General features: G+C 71.3%; 23 protein-coding genes. 11 read left to right on the top strand and 12 right to left on the bottom strand.

Annotation, left to right across the window (positions count from 1 at the left end; genetic code table 11):
- Window positions 1–97 precede the first annotated feature (97 nt).
- A complete protein-coding gene (locus ACZ5PB_RS17735) occupies window positions 98–382 on the top strand; it encodes a fic family toxin-antitoxin system, toxin component (protein ID WP_468692660.1) in 285 nt (94 codons plus the stop codon).
- Between the two features lie 31 nt (window positions 383–413).
- Here ACZ5PB_RS17735 and ACZ5PB_RS17740 read toward each other — a convergent pair whose 3' ends face one another.
- The 5 genes from ACZ5PB_RS17740 to bioB form a co-directional block, all read right to left on the bottom strand.
- Window positions 414–1,136 carry a class I SAM-dependent methyltransferase gene (locus tag ACZ5PB_RS17740; protein ID WP_468692134.1) on the bottom strand — a complete coding sequence of 241 codons (723 nt, stop codon included), beginning with the start codon at window positions 1,134–1,136 and terminating at the stop codon, window positions 414–416.
- A gap of 81 nt (window positions 1,137–1,217) precedes the next feature.
- The gene (locus ACZ5PB_RS17745) at window positions 1,218–1,562 is read right to left on the bottom strand and encodes a VOC family protein (protein ID WP_468692136.1); all 345 of its coding nucleotides are present in this window, start codon (window positions 1,560–1,562) and stop codon (window positions 1,218–1,220) included.
- Window positions 1,563–1,593: 31 nt separating this feature from the next.
- The gene (bioD, locus tag ACZ5PB_RS17750) at window positions 1,594–2,310 is read right to left on the bottom strand and encodes a dethiobiotin synthase (RefSeq protein WP_468692137.1); all 717 of its coding nucleotides are present in this window, start codon (window positions 2,308–2,310) and stop codon (window positions 1,594–1,596) included.
- A gap of 51 nt (window positions 2,311–2,361) precedes the next feature.
- A complete protein-coding gene (locus ACZ5PB_RS17755) occupies window positions 2,362–3,663 on the bottom strand; it encodes an adenosylmethionine--8-amino-7-oxononanoate transaminase (protein WP_468692139.1) in 1,302 nt (433 codons plus the stop codon).
- A complete protein-coding gene (gene bioB / locus ACZ5PB_RS17760) occupies window positions 3,656–4,816 on the bottom strand; it encodes a biotin synthase BioB (protein WP_468692140.1) in 1,161 nt (386 codons plus the stop codon). The genes ACZ5PB_RS17755 and bioB overlap by 8 nt, the downstream gene beginning before the upstream one ends.
- 206 nt (window positions 4,817–5,022) lie before the next feature.
- On the opposite strand from bioB, the gene ACZ5PB_RS17765 reads away from it, so the two are divergent.
- The gene (locus ACZ5PB_RS17765) at window positions 5,023–6,198 is read left to right on the top strand and encodes an 8-amino-7-oxononanoate synthase (protein ID WP_468692142.1); all 1,176 of its coding nucleotides are present in this window, start codon (window positions 5,023–5,025) and stop codon (window positions 6,196–6,198) included.
- 32 nt (window positions 6,199–6,230) lie between these two features.
- Here ACZ5PB_RS17765 and ACZ5PB_RS17770 read toward each other — a convergent pair whose 3' ends face one another.
- On the bottom strand, window positions 6,231–6,455 hold the full coding sequence (locus tag ACZ5PB_RS17770; protein WP_468692145.1) for a DUF397 domain-containing protein: 225 nt from the start codon (window positions 6,453–6,455) through the stop codon (window positions 6,231–6,233).
- Window positions 6,456–6,592: 137 nt separating this feature from the next.
- Complete coding sequence (locus tag ACZ5PB_RS17775; protein ID WP_468692146.1) at window positions 6,593–7,441, bottom strand: helix-turn-helix domain-containing protein; 849 nt, start codon at window positions 7,439–7,441, stop codon at window positions 6,593–6,595.
- A 253-nt stretch (window positions 7,442–7,694) separates the two neighbouring features.
- On the opposite strand from ACZ5PB_RS17775, the gene ACZ5PB_RS17780 reads away from it, so the two are divergent.
- Window positions 7,695–8,126 carry an ATP-binding protein gene (locus ACZ5PB_RS17780; RefSeq protein WP_468692148.1) on the top strand — a complete coding sequence of 144 codons (432 nt, stop codon included), beginning with the start codon at window positions 7,695–7,697 and terminating at the stop codon, window positions 8,124–8,126.
- Window positions 8,127–8,193: 67 nt separating this feature from the next.
- Here ACZ5PB_RS17780 and ACZ5PB_RS17785 read toward each other — a convergent pair whose 3' ends face one another.
- The 3 genes from ACZ5PB_RS17785 to ACZ5PB_RS17795 form a co-directional block, all read right to left on the bottom strand.
- Window positions 8,194–8,673: a C40 family peptidase gene (locus tag ACZ5PB_RS17785; RefSeq protein WP_468692149.1), complete on the bottom strand. Its 480-nt coding sequence runs from the start codon at window positions 8,671–8,673 to the stop codon at window positions 8,194–8,196.
- 349 nt (window positions 8,674–9,022) lie between these two features.
- Window positions 9,023–9,331, bottom strand: a complete 309-nt coding sequence (locus ACZ5PB_RS17790) for a hypothetical protein (protein WP_468692661.1) — start codon at window positions 9,329–9,331, stop codon at window positions 9,023–9,025.
- A gap of 8 nt (window positions 9,332–9,339) precedes the next feature.
- The gene (locus ACZ5PB_RS17795; protein ID WP_468692152.1) at window positions 9,340–9,972 is read right to left on the bottom strand and encodes an ATP-dependent Clp protease proteolytic subunit; all 633 of its coding nucleotides are present in this window, start codon (window positions 9,970–9,972) and stop codon (window positions 9,340–9,342) included.
- A gap of 57 nt (window positions 9,973–10,029) precedes the next feature.
- Here ACZ5PB_RS17795 and ACZ5PB_RS17800 point away from each other — a divergent pair, with 57 nt between their 5' ends.
- The 8 genes from ACZ5PB_RS17800 to ACZ5PB_RS17835 all read left to right on the top strand — a co-directional run bounded on the left by ACZ5PB_RS17800 (window position 10,030) and on the right by ACZ5PB_RS17835 (window position 16,994).
- The gene (locus ACZ5PB_RS17800; protein WP_468692153.1) at window positions 10,030–10,311 is read left to right on the top strand and encodes a type II toxin-antitoxin system Phd/YefM family antitoxin; all 282 of its coding nucleotides are present in this window, start codon (window positions 10,030–10,032) and stop codon (window positions 10,309–10,311) included.
- Window positions 10,312–10,487: 176 nt separating this feature from the next.
- Window positions 10,488–10,790, top strand: a complete 303-nt coding sequence (locus ACZ5PB_RS17805; protein WP_362415799.1) for an urease subunit gamma — start codon at window positions 10,488–10,490, stop codon at window positions 10,788–10,790.
- 59 nt (window positions 10,791–10,849) lie between these two features.
- The gene (locus ACZ5PB_RS17810) at window positions 10,850–11,161 is read left to right on the top strand and encodes an urease subunit beta (RefSeq protein WP_468692663.1); all 312 of its coding nucleotides are present in this window, start codon (window positions 10,850–10,852) and stop codon (window positions 11,159–11,161) included.
- Entirely contained in the window at window positions 11,154–12,911 is a 1,758-nt protein-coding gene (locus ACZ5PB_RS17815; RefSeq protein WP_468692155.1) for an urease subunit alpha, read from the top strand. The genes ACZ5PB_RS17810 and ACZ5PB_RS17815 overlap by 8 nt, the downstream gene beginning before the upstream one ends.
- 32 nt (window positions 12,912–12,943) lie before the next feature.
- The gene (locus tag ACZ5PB_RS17820; RefSeq protein WP_468692664.1) at window positions 12,944–13,645 is read left to right on the top strand and encodes an urease accessory protein UreF; all 702 of its coding nucleotides are present in this window, start codon (window positions 12,944–12,946) and stop codon (window positions 13,643–13,645) included.
- A gap of 108 nt (window positions 13,646–13,753) precedes the next feature.
- The gene (ureG, locus tag ACZ5PB_RS17825; RefSeq protein WP_468692158.1) at window positions 13,754–14,443 is read left to right on the top strand and encodes an urease accessory protein UreG; all 690 of its coding nucleotides are present in this window, start codon (window positions 13,754–13,756) and stop codon (window positions 14,441–14,443) included.
- On the top strand, window positions 14,440–15,210 hold the full coding sequence (locus tag ACZ5PB_RS17830; RefSeq protein WP_468692159.1) for an urease accessory protein UreD: 771 nt from the start codon (window positions 14,440–14,442) through the stop codon (window positions 15,208–15,210). Before ureG ends, ACZ5PB_RS17830 begins: the two co-directional genes overlap by 4 nt.
- A gap of 173 nt (window positions 15,211–15,383) precedes the next feature.
- On the top strand, window positions 15,384–16,994 hold the full coding sequence (locus tag ACZ5PB_RS17835) for an alpha/beta hydrolase (RefSeq protein ID WP_468692161.1): 1,611 nt from the start codon (window positions 15,384–15,386) through the stop codon (window positions 16,992–16,994).
- A 109-nt stretch (window positions 16,995–17,103) separates the two neighbouring features.
- Here the strand turns inward: ACZ5PB_RS17835 and ACZ5PB_RS17840 are convergent, their stop codons facing one another.
- The gene (locus ACZ5PB_RS17840; RefSeq protein WP_468692162.1) at window positions 17,104–18,153 is read right to left on the bottom strand and encodes an NAD-dependent epimerase/dehydratase family protein; all 1,050 of its coding nucleotides are present in this window, start codon (window positions 18,151–18,153) and stop codon (window positions 17,104–17,106) included.
- A gap of 64 nt (window positions 18,154–18,217) precedes the next feature.
- Window positions 18,218–18,928, bottom strand: coding sequence for a lysophospholipid acyltransferase family protein (locus tag ACZ5PB_RS17845; protein WP_468692164.1), 711 nt, complete (start codon window positions 18,926–18,928; stop codon window positions 18,218–18,220).
- Between the last annotated feature and the right edge of the window lie 12 nt (window positions 18,929–18,940).

The raw sequence follows: 18,940 nt of genomic DNA on the forward strand, positions 1-18,940 counted from the left end.
GTGCCTCTGACTCGTTCACGGACCGACTAACGCGCGGATCTCCGAAACGTCACCTGACCTGCGAGAAGAACGGAACTAGTTCAGTTAACGTGGCGCGCTGGTGGCCGCCGTCGCCCGCCACGAGGCGGAGATATTCGGCGTCCCGGTCTACCCCGACCCGTACGCCCGCGCCGCCGCGCTGCTCCAACTCCTGCTCCACGTACCGGCGTTGGAGCGCTCCAACGCCATGTACGCGACCTCGGTGGCCTACGGCTACCTGATGGCCTGCGGGCTGGGCATCCGGCCCTCGCCCGAGCGGGTACGGGACCTGGCCAGGCTCGTCAAGGACGGCAAGGCGGACGTCAGGGCCCTCGCCGAGGAGCTGCGCCGGTGGAGCGACTGAACCCGCCTGCCGTGCCGCCGGCCGGTGCGCCTCACACCGCCTCCGGCCGTCGCGCCACCCCCAGTACACACGGCGACGACGGCACCCGCAAGCCGCCCTCCGGCACCATCAGCCGCCGGTACTCGCCGAGTTCGAACCCGGCCGCCCCGATCGCGCCGAGCGGGTCCCGCGCGGTGTGACAGTTGCCGAACAGCAGCGGCCACACCGTACGGTCCACCGCCCGCTGGGACATTCGCATCCACCGCCCGCCGCCCCGGCCGTGCTCGAAGAACCGCAGCTCACCGCCGGGCCGCAGGACCCGCTTCGCCTCCGACAGGGCCCGCTCCACGTTCCGTACGCTGCACAGCACCAGCGAGAACACCACCGCGTCGTACGCCTCGCTCTTGACCGGCAGCGCCTCCGCCGCACCCGGCACCACGTCCACCGGGACCTCGGCCTTCAGGGCCGCCGTCATCGCCAGCTTCCGCAGGGAGCCCTCCGGTTCGATGGCGACGACCTCGGAGACGGCCGCCGGGTAGTGGGCGAAGTTCAGCCCGTTTCCGGCGCCGATCTCCAGGACCCGGCCGGAGAGCCCGCGCAGCAGTTCGTCCCGGTACGCGGCGACCCCGCCGTGCCGGTCGGCGGCGATGCTGATCCTGGCGTAGGCGCGGGCGAACAGCGGGTGGTGCACGGCGTCGCGCGGAGGCACCTTGCCCCTGCCCCGGCCGCCTCTCCCCGAACCCGACCCTGCCCCTGACACCGGACGTACCGCCATGGTGGCCCTCCTCCGTGGAACGGACGGACAGGGCGAGTGTGCCCGGTACGGAGCGCGACTAGCCAGACACGGCCCCGAATCTCATCCGGAGACGAAACAGAACTCGTTGCCCTCCGGGTCCAGCAGCACCTGGAACGAACCCGGCTCCTGCGTCACGATCCCGCCCGACAGCTTCGCCCCGAGCGCCTCCGCCTCCGCGCTGAAGGCCGGAATGTCGTCCGCCACCAGGTCGATGTGCAGCCGGTTCTTCACCGACTTGCCCTCCGGTACGCGCTGGAACGCGAGCCGGGTGAAATCCGGTACGTCGATGTACGACCAGTCAGGATCCCGGTCCACCGGCTCGCCGCCCACCAGGGCCGCCCAGAAACGCACCAGGGCCGCCGGGTCGGCACAGTCGAAAACGATCTCGTCGATTCGTGCTCGCATGCCCCGCACCTTACTTATGGAACCCCACGCGTCAACGGACGCCCTCCGCGAAGGCCGTCGCCTCCCAGCCACCGCCCAGCTCCGCCGCCAGCCACTCCCGCGCAGCCTCCCGGAACCGTACGGGCTCCAGGGCACCCGCCCCCTCGGGCACGGCGCCAAGCAGTGGCGCCCCCGCCATCTCGGCCAGCTCCTCGACGTTGCACCGCTCGGCCAGACCGGGCGCGTCCGGCCAGCTGCCGATCACCACGCCCAGCGCGGTCAGCTGCCGTGCCCGCAGGGCCTCGCCGGTCAGCTGCACCGAGTTGAGCGTGCCGAGGGCGGGCGCGGCGACCACGAGGACGGGCGCGCCCAGCAGCCGTGCCGCGTCGGCGAGGGTGCCGCCGTCGGAGTCCAGCCGTACGAGAAGACCGCCCGCGCCCTCGACGAGCACGAGGTCGTACTCGGCCGCCAGCTTCGCCGCCGCATCGGCCACGTCCTGCGGAGTGACCGGCGCCATTCCCGCCCGCCGGGCGGCCGTCGCGGGGGCCAACGGCTCGGGGAACCGGGCGAGTTCGACGGCCGCCACCCCCTCCCCGGCGAGCCGCGCCGCCACCTGGGCGTCCCCGTCCTCACCGGGACCGACCCCCGTCTGCGCGGGCTTCAGGACGACGACGCTCCTGCCCTGAGCACGGGCGAGGGCGGCGATGGCGGCGGTGACCACGGTCTTGCCGATGTCGGTGTTGGTGCCGCTGATGACGAGGACGGTCATAGGGGAGGGGCTTTCTCTGAGAGGTGCTGGAGCAGGGGAGGAAGGCAGGAACTACGCGCGGTGGGTCGCCGCGGCCGCCGTGACCGCGCGGCAGATGCGCGCCAGGTCGGCGTCCGACGTCACGTACGGCGGCATCGTGTAGATCAGGTCCCGGAACGGCCGGACCCAGACCCCCTCGCGCACCGCCGCCTCCGTCGCCGCCGCCATGTCCACCGGTCCTTCGAGCTGTACGACGCCGATGCCGCCCAGCACCCGTACCTCCCGCACTCCCGGCAGGTCCGCGGCGGCGGCCAGCCCGTCGCGCAGGCCCGCCTCCAGCCGCTTGACCTCCTGCTGCCAGTCCTGGCCGAGCAGCAGGTCGATCGACGCACAGGCGACGGCGGCGGCGAGCGGGTTGCCCATGAAGGTCGGGCCGTGGGCCAGCACGGGGACCTCGCCCCGCGAGATCCCGTCCGCCACCCTCGCCGTGCACAGAGTCGCCGCCATCGTCAGATAGCCGCCGGTCAGCGCCTTGCCGAGGCACATCACATCGGGGGAGACCGATGCCTGGCCGGCCGCGAAGAGCGTGCCCGTACGGCCGAAGCCGGTGGCGATCTCGTCGAACACCAGCAGCACGTCGTGCGCGTCGCAGGCCTCGCGGAGCACCCGCAGGTACTCGGGCGAGTGGAACCGCATACCGCCCGCGCCCTGCACCACCGGCTCGACGATCACGGCCGCCAGCTCGTCGGCGTGCGAGGCGACGGTCCGGCGCAGTTCGTCGGCGTACTCCTCCTCGTACTCCACCGGCGGCGGGCCGACGAAGAGCTGGCGGGGCAGTGCGCCCTGCCACAGCTCGTGCATCCCGCCCTGGGGGTCGCAGACGGACATCGGCTGCCAGGTGTCGCCGTGGTAGCCGCCGCGCCAGGTCATCAGGCGCTGCTTGGCGGGCCGGCCCACCGAACGCCAGTACTGGAGGCACATCTTCACCGCGACCTCGACCGAGACCGATCCCGAGTCGGCGAGGAAGACGTGGCGCAGCGGCTCCGGGGTGATCTCCACCAGGCGGGCGGCGAGGCGGACGGCGGGCTCGTGGGTGAGCCCGCCGAACATCACATGGCTCATGCGCCCCAGCTGGTCCTGCACCGCCTCGTTGAGGACGGGGTGGTTGTAGCCGTGCACGGCCGACCACCAGGACGACATGCCGTCGATCAGCTCGGTCTGCCCGTACGCGGGCCGGCCGAGCCGCAGCCGTACGCCGGAGGCCGACTCCACGATCAGCGGCTCGGCCCGCCCCGGCATCGGACCGTACGGATGCCAGACGTGCTCCCGGTCGAGGCGGAGCAACTCGTCGGGGGCGAGAGCCGGCTCAGGCATTGGGCGCCACATCGGTGCCCGCGCCCCGGCGGCGTACGGACACCAGGTCGGTGCGCGCACCGGGAACCGACGGGGCCACCGCTTCGCCGGTTGCCGGCTCCTCGCCCGCCGGCTCCCCGCTCCCGCACACCGAACCGCACGCGCCGCCGCCCCGGTGCTCCGGCAGCGTCGTCGTGTCGGTGCCCTCCACCTCGAAGCCCGCGTCCGCGATCATCTCCAGGTCCGCCTGCCCGGCCTGGCCCTCGCTGGTCAGGTAGTCGCCCAGGAAGATCGAGTTGACCAGGTGCAGGGCGAGCGGCTGCATCGTGCGCAGGTGCACCTCGCGGCCGCCCGCGAGCCGTACCTCCACGTCCGGGCAGACGAACCGCACCATCGCCAGGATGCGCAGCGCCCGCTGCGGCGTCAGGTTCCACTCCTTGGCGAGCGGCGTCCCCTCGAACGGGATGAGGAAGTTCACCGGCACCGAGTCCGGGTCCAGCTCGCGCAGCGAGAACACCACGTCCACCAGGTCCGCGTCCGACTCGCCCATGCCCGCGATCAGACCCGAGCAGGCCGACAGCCCGGCCGCCTGCGCCTGCTGGACGGTCTCGACCCGGTCCGCGTAGGTGTGGGTCGTGGTGATGTCCCCGTACGTCGACTCCGACGTGTTGAGGTTGTGGTTGTACGCGTCGGCGCCCGCGGCCCGCAGCCGCTCCGCCTGGCCGTCGGAGAGCAGGCCCAGGCAGGCGCAGACCTCGACGCCCTCGTTGGACTCCTTGATCGCCTCGATGGTCTTCGAGACCCGGTCCACGTCCTTGTCCGTGGGACCGCGCCCGCTCGCCACCAGACACACCCGCTTCGCGCCGCCCGCGACACCGGCCGCGGCGGCCTTCGACGCCTCGTCGGCCTTCAGCCAGGTGTACTTGAGGATCTCCGCCTTCGAGCCCAGCCGCTGCGAGCAGTAGGAGCAGTCCTCGGGGCACAGACCCGACTTCAGGTTGACCAGGTAGTTCAGCTTCACCCGCCGCCCGAACCACTGACGGCGCACCTTGCCCGCGGCGGCCACCACGTCGAGCAGTTCGTCGTCGGTCGTCGCCAGTACGGCGAGCGCTTCCTCGCGGGTCGGCAGCTCGCGCCGCAACCCCTTCTCCACCAGTGTGTTCAGCAGGTCCATGCGCATGATCCTGACGTACGCCACGGCTCCGGGCCAAGGAGGATTCGGACAAGAGCGCGGGTTCGAGGTGTGGGTATTGCCACACCCTGACGGTGGTTCCGTCCGGCTAGTGTCTGTGGGCTGCCTACAAATACGGCTGACGTACGGCTGCGCTTCCACGTCGTACGGCCGTGCTCCCGCACCATCGCGCCCCGAGGGGATCACCCATGCTCCAGGACCTCCAGGACCGCCAGGAACCGGCTTCCGCCGACCCCTTCGGCTGGATCGAGGAGGAGTCCGAGCGCCGGGCCAGGGCCGGACTCGTCCGGACGCTGCGACCGCGCCCCGCGGACAGCCCGCTGCTCGACCTCGCGAGCAACGACTACCTCGGCCTGACCCGCCACCCGGAGACCACCGGGGCCGCCGCGTCGGCCGCCCACCGCTGGGGCGCGGGCGCCACCGGCTCGCGGCTCGTCACCGGCACCACCGAACTCCACACCGAACTGGAGCGGGAGCTCGCCGAGTTCACCGGATTCGAGGCCGCACTCGTACTGTCCTCCGGTTACGCCGCCAACCTGGCCGCGCTCACCGCTCTGACCGCCAGGGGCTCACTGATCGTCTCCGACGCGGGCAACCACGCCTCCCTCGTGGACGGCTGCCGGCTCTCCCGCGCGGAGACCGCCGTGGTGCCGCACGCGGACCCCGCCGCCGTGCGCAAGGCACTCGACGGCCACACCGGCCGGGCACTGGTGGTCACCGACTCGGTCTTCTCGGTCGACGGCGACGCCGCCCCGCTCGCCGAACACATCGCGGTGGTACGGGAGTTCGGGGCTGCGCTCGTCATCGACGACGCGCACGGGCTCGGCGTCCTCGGCGACGGCGGACGCGGCGCGGCGCACGCGGCGGGACTCGCGGGCGCCCCCGACGTGATCGCCACGGTCACTCTCTCCAAGTCCCTCGGCAGTCAGGGCGGCGCGGTGCTCGGCCCGGCACGCGTCATCGACCACCTCGTCAACGCGGCCCGCACCTTCATCTTCGACACCGGGCTCGCCCCGGCCGCCGCCGGAGCCGCGCTCGCGAGCCTGCGTATGCTGCGCCGCGAACCCGGGCGTGCGGCCCGTGCCCTTGAGGTATCGGCCGCGCTGCACGGGAAGTTGACCGCCGCGGGGCTCGCCGCCGTACGGCCGGACGCGGCCGTGGTGTCGGTGCGCGCGCCGTCGGCGGAGGCGGCCCTGCGGTGGGCGGCGGACTGCCGGACCGAAGGGATCGCGGTCGGCTGCTTCCGCCCGCCGTCCGTGCCGGACGGCATCTCCCGGCTGCGGCTGACGGCCAGGGCCGACCTCACGGACGCGGAGATCGAGGGTGCGGTGGACGCCATCGTCCGTACCGCACCCTCGATCTGACGGTTCGTCAATTCAATTTCGGCCGGCGCCGCTCACAGCACCTCCTCGCGCACCGCGCCGACGAAGCGCGACCACGAGGAGGCGGTGAAGAGGAGAGCGGGGCCGGTGATCCGCTTGGAGTCGCGGACCGCGGTGAGGCCGAGAGGGACCGAAGCCGTCTCGACACAGTTGTTCATGGCCGTGCTTCGGCTGCTGCGGCGCCACGCTGCGCCGTGCAGGAGAAGGCTGGAACGTACGACTTGGAGGTGTGGGGGCATGGATTCCTCCCCGTGCGTCGTCACCGGTATGGGGTTGTGGAACGGCGGGCCGGCGGACCGGCGGGAGTGGAGCGGGAACGCGCCTGAACGAAGGGGAAAGAGCGGGAACGAGCGGGAACGAGCGGGAACGAGCGGGTTCAGTGAATGCCGGCGATCATGTCCAGCGAGTCCTCGGGAGGCAGGGACTGGGCCTGGATCCGCTGGAATGCCGCGGTGTATTCCGTCAGATGTTCTTTCCGTTCCAGATAGAGGCTACTCGCCAAGTGGTCGATAACAACCACATCCAGATCGGCAATGTTCGGAAAGGAGAAGATAACGAAAGCACCGGTGAGACCCGCGTGCGCTCCCGCCGCGAACGGCAACACCTGTAACCGGACGTGGGGCAACTGCGCCGTCTCCAGCAGCTGACGCACCTGTTCCTTCATCACCCGCTGCCCGCCCATCACCCTGCGCAGCACCGCCTCGTCCAGCACCACGCTCAGCTCCAGCGGTTCGGCCGCCCGCAGTACCTCCTGCCGGGCCAGCCGTACCTCCACCAGCGAGTTCAGCTTCTTCTCCGGCAGCTCCGGCAGCATCACCCGGGTCACCGCCCGCGCGTAGTCCGGCGTCTGCAACAGCCCCGGCACCACCGAGGTCTCCAGGGTCCTGGCCGTGCACGCCCGCGACTCCAGACTGATGAAGTCCCGGTACTGGGGCGGCAGGAGACCCCGGTAGGCGTGCCACCACTGCGTCCCCGACTCACCACAGGTTTCGGCCAACGCCTCCAGCAGCTGCCGGAGTTGGGGCTCCGTCACGTCGTACACGCTGAGTAGCAGCGCCACGTCCTCCGGCTTCGCGCCGCTGCGCCCCGTCTCGATCCGGCTCACCTTCGACTGGTGCCATCCGACGAGGCGCGCGACCTCCGGGCTGGTGAGCCCTGCCCTGTCGCGCAGCCTGCGCAGTTCTTCCCCCAGCTTGCGGCGGCGTACCGCGGGACCGTGCCGCATTCCCGACTCCTTATCGCGTTGCATCCCTTCCCCGCCGGGGGCCAGTCTGCCGGTCAAATACGGTCTCGCGTAGCAGAGTTCACTACTTTGAGTGGCAGATATATGTATGTCTGGGAGGAACGCCGACGGTGACTGCACCATGAGTGACACTCTGGCGCGGAACACGGGCGGAAGCAGAGTACCGGGGCCGCCCCCGCACGGATCCGTGTTACGAGTCCGAGTCCAGCCCCGGTGGGAAAGGGACAGTGTCGCCATGGCAGACCACCAGGAAGTATCCGTCACCCTGCCGAGCGATCCTGCCTCGGTGTCGACAGCCAGGAAGTACGTGGCCGAAGTGCTGGCCGAATGGGGACTTCCGAAGGATTGCGAAGCGGCCGACACCATTCGGCTGATCGTTTCGGAACTCGCCACCAACGCCGTCCAGCACACTTTCGGCCAGTCGCCCAACTTCACCGTGGACGTCCAGCTGGAGCGCGACGAACAACTGCGCATCGGCGTCACCGACAGCCACCCGCGCTGGCCCCAGCGCCTGCCGGCCGCGGTCCAGCAGGACAACGGACGGGGGATGGTGATCATTCGGTCCCTCACCGCGGAATGCGGCGGGCGGCTGTCGGTCACCCCCACCGCCGAGGGCGGGAAGACGGTGTGGATCGCCCTGCCCTGGGACGTACGGGTGCAGAGATAGCGGCGGCGGGAGAGCCGCAGCGGGGGACCGGTGGACGGGAACCGGCAGAGAGGAACCGGGCGAGGGGCTACCGCACCCTGCCGTACCAGACGTTCTTCGACCAGATCCGCTCCAGCCGCACCACCGTGTTCCGCTTCGGCGAGTGCCAGATCTTGCCCGCGCCGGCGTAGATGCCGACGTGGTAGACACTGCGGCCCCGGTGGAAGAACACCAGGTCCCCGCGCTGCCGTTGGGACCGGCTGATGTGCCGGGTCTTGTTGTACTGCTGCTGCGCGGTGCGCGGCAGGCTCTTGCCCGCCCGCTTGTACGAGTAGAGCGTCAGCCCCGAGCAGTCGAAGCGGTACGGGCCCGCCGCCCCGTACTTGTAGGGGGCGCCCCGCTTGGAGGCGGCGATCTGCAGTGCCTTCGTCGCATGGGTCGCCGCTGCCGCCTCCGAGGCGGCGCCCGGTACCAGCATGCCGCCGCACACCACGGCGAGGGTGAGGGCCGATGCGGTGGAGGCCCTGGCGATCAGCGACGGGACCCGAATCCTTGCGTGCGCAGTCATGCGCAACCCTTCGTCGACCAGACGCCCCGGCGGCGCCGGGTGCGGCGTCCGCCAAGGCCGCCCCGCCACGACGGCGGGGGCTTGTCGTCCCACGGATCTTGACCCGGTGAACGTCTGGTTTCCGAGCGGAAAGGGGGGTTTGTGAGGCTCCTCACCACTGGGCCGTTCGGGTGGACAAGGACGGATCCGATCATGGGCGTCGCCACCCGACGACGCCCGCACCAGCGGCGAAACGGATCACTCCGCTTGTGCTGCGGCTGCCCTGCGCAACTCGATCAGTACCAATGGCGCAGACACCGATGGGCCGAATGGGGGAGGCGCTCTGGTACCCGTGCGGGCCCGCGAGTGATCAACTCGCCTGTTCCGGCGGCACGGTGAGCCGCCCGGCCCGCCGCTCGCCGTCCAGTACGCGCAGCGCCCGGGCCAGGGCGAACGGGTGCAGGCCGCTCTCGCCCCGGTCGTGCATCAGGGTGAGCGCGTCGCGCAGGGCCGTGGCCCGGCCGACCAGGGCCTGGGCGGCGCGCAGGGCGCCGTAAGTGTCCGTCGTGCGGGCCGGGTTGATCCGGCCCAGCAGGTCGACGACCTCCAAGTAGCTGTCCACCAGGTCGCATTCGGCCCGGGTCAGGGCGGGCAGCGGCGGCAGTTCCGGCGGCAGCATCCGGCCGCTCACCGCAGTGCGGTGGGTGAGGCGCCGCGGCGGCTCGCGACGATCCGGTCCACCAGCCCGTATTCCAGGGCCTCTTCGGCGTCGAGCACCTTCGTACGGTCGAAGTCGGCCTCGATCTCCTCGGCGGGCCTCCCGGTGTGCCGGGCCAGCATCCCGGCGGTCATCTCGCGCAGCCGCAGCAGCTCCCGCGCCTGGATCTCCAGATCGGTGGGCCGGCCCCGCTGCGGTTCGTCCAGCGAGGGCTGGCTGAGCGCGATGCGGGCGCCGGGCAGCGCGAGCCGCTTGCCCGGGGTACCGGCGGCCAGCAGCACGGCGGCGCTGTCCAGGGCCTGGCCCAGACAGATCGTCTCCACGTCGCAGGTCACGAACCGGAGCGTGTCGTAGATGGCCGACATCGCGGTGTACGAGCCGCCGGGGGAGTTGATGTAGAGCGAGATGTCCTGGTCGGGGGCGTCGTGCTCCAGGTACATGAACTGGGCGGCGATGTCGTTCGCCGAGGCGTCGTCGACCGGGGTGCCGAGGAAGACGATCCGCTCGCCGAGCATCTTCGAGTACGGATCGAGCGTGCGGGTCCCGGTACTGGTGCGCTCGGTGAACGACGGCAGGACGTAGCGGGTGGACGGCTGGATCATGGCGCGCTCCCTTCATGTAAAAAATGTACAGGACGTACGTTCAGTACGATGGGGAGCATGACCTACGAGATTCCGGTGACGCAAGCCCGCGCTGAGCTCGCCGACCTGATCAACCGCGTCGTGTACGGCGGGGAGCGGGTGGTCGTGACCCGTCACGGGAAGCCGCTCGTCGCCCTGGTCTCGGCCGCTGACCTGGAGCGACTGGAGAGCGAGCCGGAGGTCGCGGAGGAGCAGGTGATCAGTTCCGTCTCGTCGTTCGGTGCGGCGGCGTCCGCTGCCGGCGAACGCCGGAGGTTCGGCATCGCGGCCGAATACCGGGGCGAAAGCACCGACGGCTGAGTTAACGCGACGGAAACTCCGCACAACTAGCCTCGACACGACGTCACCTGACGGACCGCACCCTTGGCGGGCACTTTGCTTCTGCTTTGCTAGGTGAGTGGTACACCTATTTCCGTCGTGGAGACCGCGGCAGCCGGGCCGGGTGGTCCGGCGCGAGGACTGTGAGGTGTGGACCCGTGCAGCTGACCCCGCACGAGCAGGAACGACTGCTCATCCATGTGGCCGCGGACGTGGCAGAGAAGCGCAGGGCGCGCGGGGTGAGACTCAATCACCCCGAGGCGGTCGCCCTCATCACCTCGCACATCCTCGAAGGCGCCAGGGACGGGCACACCGTCGCCCAGCTGATGTCCTCGGGCCGCAAGGTGCTGCACCGCGACGAAGTCATGGACGGCATCCCCGAGATGATCCACGACGTCCAGGTCGAGGCCACCTTCCCCGACGGCACCAAGCTGGTCACCGTCCACGAGCCCATCCAGTGACGGGGCCACAGACACCGATGAGCGAGCAGAACCCCGGGGTCCCGGCCGCCCCGGCCGCCGTGATTCCCGGCGAGATCCTCTATGCCGAGGCGCCCGTACTGATCAACGAGGGCCGCCCCGTCACCCGTATCACCGTCCTCAACGCGGCCGACCGGCCCGTCCAGGTCGGCTCCCACTACCACTTCGCCGAGGCCAACCCCGGTCTCGACTTCGACCGCGCCGCCGCCCGCGGCCTGCGGCTGAACATCGCCGCGGGCACCGCCGTGCGCTTCGAGCCCGGCGTACCCGTCGACGTCGAACTCGTCCCCATCGGCGGCCTGCGCGTGATCGCCGGTCTGCGCGGGGAAACCGGAGGTGCCCTCGATGCCTGAGTCCATACGCGGCGACCGCACGTCCGCACACCCCGGGATCTCCCGGGCCGTATACGCCGACCTGTTCGGCCCCACCACCGGCGACCGCATCCGGCTCGCCGACACCGATCTGCTCGTCGAGATCGAGGAGGACCGCTCCGGCGGGCCCGGCCTCGCGGGCGACGAGGCGGTGTTCGGCGGCGGCAAGGTCATCCGCGAGTCGATGGGCCAGGCCCGTACGACAAGGGCCGAGGGCGCCCCCGACACCGTCATCACCGGTGTCGTGATCCTCGACCACTGGGGCATCGTCAAGGCCGACGTCGGCATCCGCGACGGCCGCATCACCGGCATCGGCAAGGCCGGCAACCCCGACACCATGGACGGCGTCCACCCCGACCTCGTCATCGGACCCGAGACCGAGATCATCGCGGGCAACGGCCGGATCGTCACCGCCGGCGCCATCGACGCCCACGTCCACTTCATCTCGCCGACCGTCGTCGACCAGGCGCTGTCCTCGGGCATCACCACCCTCGTCGGCGGCGGCACCGGCCCCGCCGAGGGCTCCAAGGCGACCACGGTCACCCCCGGCAGCTGGCACCTGGCCCGGATGTTCGCGGCGCTGGAGCACTACCCCGTCAACATCGGCCTGCTCGGCAAGGGCAACACCATGTCCCGCGAGGCCATGCACGCCCAGCTCCGGGGCGGCGCACTCGGCTTCAAGATCCACGAGGACTGGGGCGCCACCCCCGCCGTCATCGACGCCTGCCTGTCCGTCTGCGACGAGACCGGCGCCCAACTCGCCATCCACACCGACACGTTGAACGAGGCGGGCTTCGTCGGCGATACCCTCGCCGCCATCGCGGGCCGCACCATCCACGCGTACCACACCGAGGGCGCGGGCGGCGGGCACGCACCCGACATCATCACCGTCGTCTCCGAGCCGTACGTCCTGCCCAGTTCGACCAACCCCACCAGACCGCACACCCTCAACACGCTCGACGAACACCTCGACATGCTGATGGTCTGCCACCACCTGAACCCGGCGGTCCCCGAGGACCTGGCGTTCGCCGAATCCCGGATCCGCCCCTCCACCATCGCGGCGGAGGACATCCTCCACGACCTCGGCGCGATCTCGATCATCTCCTCGGACTCGCAGGCCATGGGCCGGGTCGGCGAGGTGATCCTGCGCACCTGGCAGACCGCCCACGTGATGAAGAAGCGGCGCGGCACCCTGCCGGGCGACGGCCGCGCGGACAACCACCGGGCCCGCCGCTACGTCGCCAAGTACACGATCAACCCGGCCGTCGCCCAGGGCCTCGGCCACGAGATCGGCTCCGTCGAGACCGGCAAGCTGGCCGACCTCGTCCTGTGGGAACCCGCATTCTTCGGCGTGAAACCGCTGCTGGTCATCAAGGGCGGCCAGATCGCGTACGCGCAGATGGGCGACGCCAACGCGTCGATCCCCACCCCGCAACCGGTGCTGCCCCGCCCGATGTTCGGAGCGATCGGCCGCGCGCCCGCCGCGAACTCCTTCAACTTCGTGGCCGAGGCCGCGATCGAGGACGGCATCACCGAACGCCTCGGCCTCGGCAAGCAGTTCGTGCCGATCACCAGCACCCGGGGCGTCACCAAGGCCGACATGCGGGAGAACGACGCGATGCCGAGGGTCGAGGTCGACGCCGACACCTTCACGGTCACCATCGACGGCGACGCCGTGGACCCCGCCCCGGCGGCCGAACTGCCCATGGCCCAGCGCTACTTCCTCTTCTGAGCGTGGACACGATGGATTTCCTTCCGCAAGCCATGCCGTCGCCCGAAGCCGTTCCCGTACGGTCCGGTGGCTCGCGGGCCGCACTGCTGGTGCTCGCCGACGGCCGCTTTCCCGCCGGAGGACACGCGCACTCCGGCGGGGCCGAGGGCGCCGTCAAGGCGGGCCGGATCCGGGACCACCGGGACCTGGCGGAGTTCTGCCGGGGACGGCTGCACACCAGCGGCCTCACCTCGGCGGGGCTCGCCGCCGGGGCCGCCTGCGGGCTCGATCCGCTGGAGCTCGACGAAGCGGCGGACGCCCGTACCCCGTCGCCCGCGCTGCGGGCCACCGCCCGCAAGCTGGGGCGGCAGATGATGCGGGCCGCCCGCGCCACCTGGCCGTCCGCCGAGCTCGACGCGCTCGCCGCCGCCCGGCCGCGCGGGGCGCACCAGCCCGTCGTACTTGGTCTCGCGGCGCGCGCGGCGGGGCTCGGGCCCGAGGACGCCGCGCACTGTGCCGCGTACGAGAGCGTCAGTGGTGCGGCGACCGCCGTCGTACGGCTGCTGAGCCTGGACCCGTTCGAGGCCACCGGTGTCCTCGCACGGCTCGCGCCCGAGATGGACGAGGTCGCGCGGCGGGCCGCCGAGGCGGCCCTGCGGGGCGACATCGACGAGCTGCCCGCCGCCTCGGCGCCGCTGCTCGACATCACGGCGGAAGCGCACGCGGCCTGGCCGGTCCGCCTGTTCGCCTCGTAACGCCCTTCGCCTCCCGAGACCTCAACACCCCAACACCCCGACATCCCAACCCCTCAACATCCCAACGCCTCAACAACCGCATCACCGCAAGCAACGAGGAGCCGCACCATGCACCTTGACCACGGACACTCCGCCTCCGCCGTCAGCGCCGACGCCGCCCGCCCCGACGGCACCCGCCGCGCCCTGCGCATCGGACTCGGCGGACCGGTCGGCTCCGGCAAGACCGCCACCGTCGCGGCCCTCTGCCGCGAACTGCGCGACACCCTCTCCCTCGCCGTCGTCACCAACGACATCTACACCCGCGAGGACGCCGAGTTCCTGCTGCGCAACGCCGTCCTGCCGCCCGAGCGGATCCAGGCCGTCGAGACCGGCGCCTGCCCGCACACCGCCATCCGCGACGACATCTCGGCCAACCTCGAAGCGGTGGAGGACCTGGAGGACGCGGTCGGCCCGCTCGACCTCATCCTCGTCGAGTCCGGCGGCGACAACCTCACCGCGACCTTCTCCAAGGGGCTCGTCGACGCCCAGATCTTCGTCATCGACGTGGCGGGCGGCGACGACATCCCGCGCAAGGGCGGCCCCGGCGTCACCACCGCCGACCTCCTCGTCGTCAACAAGACCGACCTCGCCCCGTACGTCGGCTCCGACTTGGCGCGGATGGCCCGCGACGCCAAGGAGCAGCGCGGCGAACTCCCCGTCGCCTTCACCTCGTTGACCACCGGCGAGGGCGTCAAGCCGATCGCGGACTGGGTGCGCGCCCAACTGGCCGACTGGACCGCGAAGAGCGTCACGGCGTGAGCATCCGCGCCACCGCCCGGATCGTCGCCGACCGGGGCGGCCGGCTGCCGCTCCTGGAGAGCGACGGGCCGCTCGCCCTGCGCCGTACGAGGGACCTGACGGGCGGGCCCGATGCCAGCAGGGTCACCGTCGTCGGCGCGATGAGCGCACCGCTGGGCGGGGACCGGCTGGCGATCGAGGCGGAGGTACGGGACGGGGTCCGGCTGACCGTCGACGCGGCGGCGGCCACCGTGGCCCTGCCCGGCCGAGTCCCCGAACCCGCCTCGTACGACGTACGCCTGACGGTGGGTCAGGATGCGGAGCTGCACTGGCTGCCGGAGCAGCTCATCTCCGCGCACGGCAGCGACCTGTGCATGACCACCCGCGTCGGCCTTGCCCCCACCGCCCGCCTGGTGCTCCGCGAGGAGCAGGTGCTCGGCCGGCACGGCGAGCCCACCGGCACCCTCGCCACCCGCCTCACCGTCCGCCGCGCCGGACGCCCCCTGTTCGACCAGGAACTGCGCTACGGACCCGGCGCCCCCGGCGGCTGGGACGGCGGCGCGGTCCTGGGCGGCCACCGCGCAATCGGCCAGCTCCTCGTGGTGGACCCGAGGCTGGCCGAGGAACCGGTGCTGCCCAGGATGCTCGGCGAGCACGCGGTGCTCACCCCGCTCGCGGGCCCCGGGTTCCTCGTCACGGCCGTCGCACCGGACGCCCGCGAGCTGCGCGGGGTGCTCGACGGCGTGCTGGCCGAGGTGCGGAGCCGGGCCTTCGTGCCCGCCGCCTGAGGGCCACCGGGCCTCCGGAGAACCCCGGAGTACCGCTCAACGGGACATGCCGCACGGTTATTGGTTCGGCAAAGAAACACCAGTACGGTCTTCTCCCGGTGGCCCACCTGGCGGAAGGATGCCGCCGGACGCCCCATTCAGGGCGCGGGCCAACTCACAGGGGGAGGTACCACTTGCGACGCACCGCAGTGCTCGGCTCGGCCGGCACCCTGCTCGCGGGCACGCTCATAGCAGGAGCGATGGCGGCGCCCGCCGCGACGGCGGACGACACCCAGGGCCGGCAGAACACCAACAGCCGCCTCCAGACCGGCAGTTCCGAGGCGTACGGAGTGCAGGTGGCGGCGGCACGGGCCGCCCGTACCGGCATCGCCTGGAAGGACTGCCCCGCCGACTGGGGCCTGGAGAAGCCCATCCAGTGCGGCTATGTCTCCGTACCGCTGGACTACAGCAAGCCGTACGGCAAGCAGATCACCCTCGCCGTCGACCGGATCGGCAACACCGGCTCCAAGCAGGACCGGCAGGGCTCCCTGGTCTACAACCCGGGCGGCCCCGGCGGCTCGGGGCTGAGGTTCCCGCGCCGGGTGGTCACCAAGAACCCGATCTGGGCGGGCGCCGCCAAGGCGTACGATCTGGTCGGCTTCGACCCGCGCGGTGTCGGCAAGTCGACCCCGATCTCCTGCGTCGACCCGCAGGAGTTCGTCAAGGCGCCGAAGCTGGACCCGGTGCCCGACAGCGAGGCCGACAAGAGCGCACAGCGCAAGCTGGCAGCCGAGTACGCGGCGGGCTGCAAGGAGCGCAGCGGCTGGATGCTGCCGCACATGACGACCCCCAACACCGCACGCGACCTGGACGTCATCCGGGCCGCACTCGGCGACCGCAAGCTCAACTACGTGGGCGTCTCGTACGGCACCTACCTGGGCGCCGTCTACAGCACGCTCTTCCCGACGCACGTGCGCCGCATGGTCCTCGACAGCGTCGTCAACCCGTCCACGAAGAAGATCTGGTACGAGGTCAACCTCGACCAGGACATCGCCTTCGAGGGCCGGTGGAAGGACTGGATGCAGTGGGTCGCCAAGAACGACGCGACCTACCACATCGGCAACACCGTCGAGAAGGTGCGCAAGCAGTGGGACAAGCTGCGCGCCTCGGCCAAGAAGAACCCCATCGGCGGGGTCGTCGGCCCGGCCGAGCTGATCATCTTCTTCCAGGGTGCCCCGTACTACGACTCCAGCTGGGCGCCCGTCGCCTCGACCTGGAGCAAGTACCTCGCGGGTGACACCAAGGCCCTCGTCGAGGCGGCAGGCCCCGACCTGAGCGACACCGCGGGCAACATCGCCAGCGAGAACGGCAACGCCGTCTACACGGCGGTCGAGTGCGCGGACGCCAAGTGGCCGACCAGCTGGAACAAGTGGAACCGGGACAACACCCGGCTGCACGAGAAGTACCCCTTCCTCACCTGGTCCAACGCCTGGATGAACCTGCCCTGCGCCACCTGGGGCGTCAAGCAGCAGCACGCCACGGAGGTCAGGACCGGCAAGGGCCTGCCGCCGGTGCTGATCACCCAGTCCACCCGGGACGCGGCCACGCCGTACGAGGGCGCGGTGGAACTGCACAAGCGTCTCAAGGGCTCGCGCATGATCACCGAGCGCGACGCGGGCTCGCACGGCATCACCAACATCGGCAACCCGTGCATCGACACACGGGTCCAGTCGTACCTGGTGAGCGGCAAGCTGGACAGCCGCGACGTGACGTGCGCACCGCACGCCACGCCCAAGCCGGAGTAACACCGGCCAAGTGAACGAAGGGGCGGCCGGTGCTCTCCCACCGGCTGCCCCTTCCCACGCTCAAGGAGCGTGGGCCAAGGCGCGTGGGCCAATAGTGCGCGTGGGCGCGCTACCGCTTCGCCAGCCAGGCGTCCTCCGCCGCGTAGTCGAACATGTCCCCGCGCGCCGCCATCTTCGGGAACGCCTCCGCCCAGTCGCGCCCCTTCAGCTGCCCCACCAGCCACTCCACCGTCGCCGGCAGCGACTCCTCGTACCCGGTCACCGGGCGGTACCCCAACTCCCTTTCGGCCGAGCCCATGTCGAGCACCACGGGGTGCGTCGCGCTCCACGGAGTCTCACCCACAGCGCCCTCGGCGGGCGGCCCCGCCAGGGTGACCAGCTCGCTCTTGGCCCCCATCACGCGGTCGATCATTACGGCGATCCCGGCCACCGTCGGGGCCTCGGCGTCGCCCCCGTTGAGCACCCGGTTGCCCGGCTTCGCCGCCGCCAGCCGGATCAGCTCGGCCAGGTTGTCGACGTGCACCGGATGGAACCGGCTCTCGCCGCCGTGCGCCAGCACCCGGACCGGCCGCCCGTCCAACACCCGCTTCACGAAGTACAGTTCGCGCGGAGTGCGGCAGTGCGGACCGTGCACGGCACCCGCCCGTATCAGCGTCGACGGCAGGTCCCGCGCGGTCAGCAGCTCCCGCTCGATCGCCACCTTCCGGGTGCCGTACGACGTGTCGCCCGCGGCCACCGTCCCCAGTGTCTCCGCCAGCGGCACCGGGAAGCGCGGGAAGCCGTCCGGCTGTTCCTGGGTGTCGAAGCTGCGTCCCTGGTCGTCGGCGTACACCGCGACGCTGGAGATCACCACGGCCGACCCGATCCGGTCGCTCAACGCCGTCCACTGCCGTGCGTGCGCCTCAGTGAAGGCCACCATGTCGACGACCACGTCCACACCGTCGCCGACCGCCGCCGCGAGCGACGCGTCGTCCTCCCGGTCCACCCGTACCGTACGGACCTCCGCCGGCCAGCGCTCGCCCCGGCCGCCACCGCGCGAGCCCGCCCGCACCTCCCACCCGTCGGCGGCCAGCGCGCGCACCGCCGCCCGGCCGATCTGTCCCGTCGCGCCCACGACGAGCGCACTGCCCCTGGACCTGCTGCTTCCCTCTGTCGTCATGCCGTGCACGCTACGGACCGTGATCACCGGGTCCAAGGGCGTTTCGCCCACGGCGATTCCGCCGTCAGCGTCGCAGCCTGGGGAACTTCCGCCCCTGCGCAGCCTGTTCGGCCTTCACCTCGGCCGCGTAGCGGTCCACGTACTCCTGCCCGGACAGCCCGAGCACCGCGTACATGATCTCGTCGGTGACGGCCCGCAGCGCCGCCTTCTCCTTCTCCATTCCGGCGTACCGGGAGAAGTCGAGGGGCTCCCCGAAGCGGATGGTGACGCGCTTGATCTTCGGGATCTTCCGTCCCGGCGGCTGGATCTCGAACGTGCCCACCATCGCGCACGGCACCACCGGCACGCCCGCGGTGATCGCCATCACCGCGACCCCGACCTTGCCCTTGTAGAGCCGTCCGTCGTGCGACCTCGTGCCCTCCGGGTAGATCCCCAGCAGCTCGTCCTTGGCCAGCACTCCGAGCCCCTCGCGCACCGCCGCCTTCCCGGCCTCCTTGCCGGAACGGTCCACCGGGATCTGCCCCGCACTGCGGAAGAACGCCGCCGTCAGCCGCCCCTTCACCCCGGGCCCGGTGAAGTACTCGGCCTTCGCCAGGAAGGTGATCCGCCGCTTCAGCACGGCGGGCATCAGGAAGTGGTCGGAGAAGGACAGGTGATTGCCCGCGACGATCGCCGCCCCGCTCTCGGGCACGTTCGAAAGCCCCTCGATCCGGGGGCGGAACAACAACCTCAACAACGGTCCGATGAAGACGTACTTGAGCACGTAATAGAACACTCGGTCGCTCCC

It is taken from the genome of Streptomyces sp. NPDC032721, assembly GCF_055579625.1.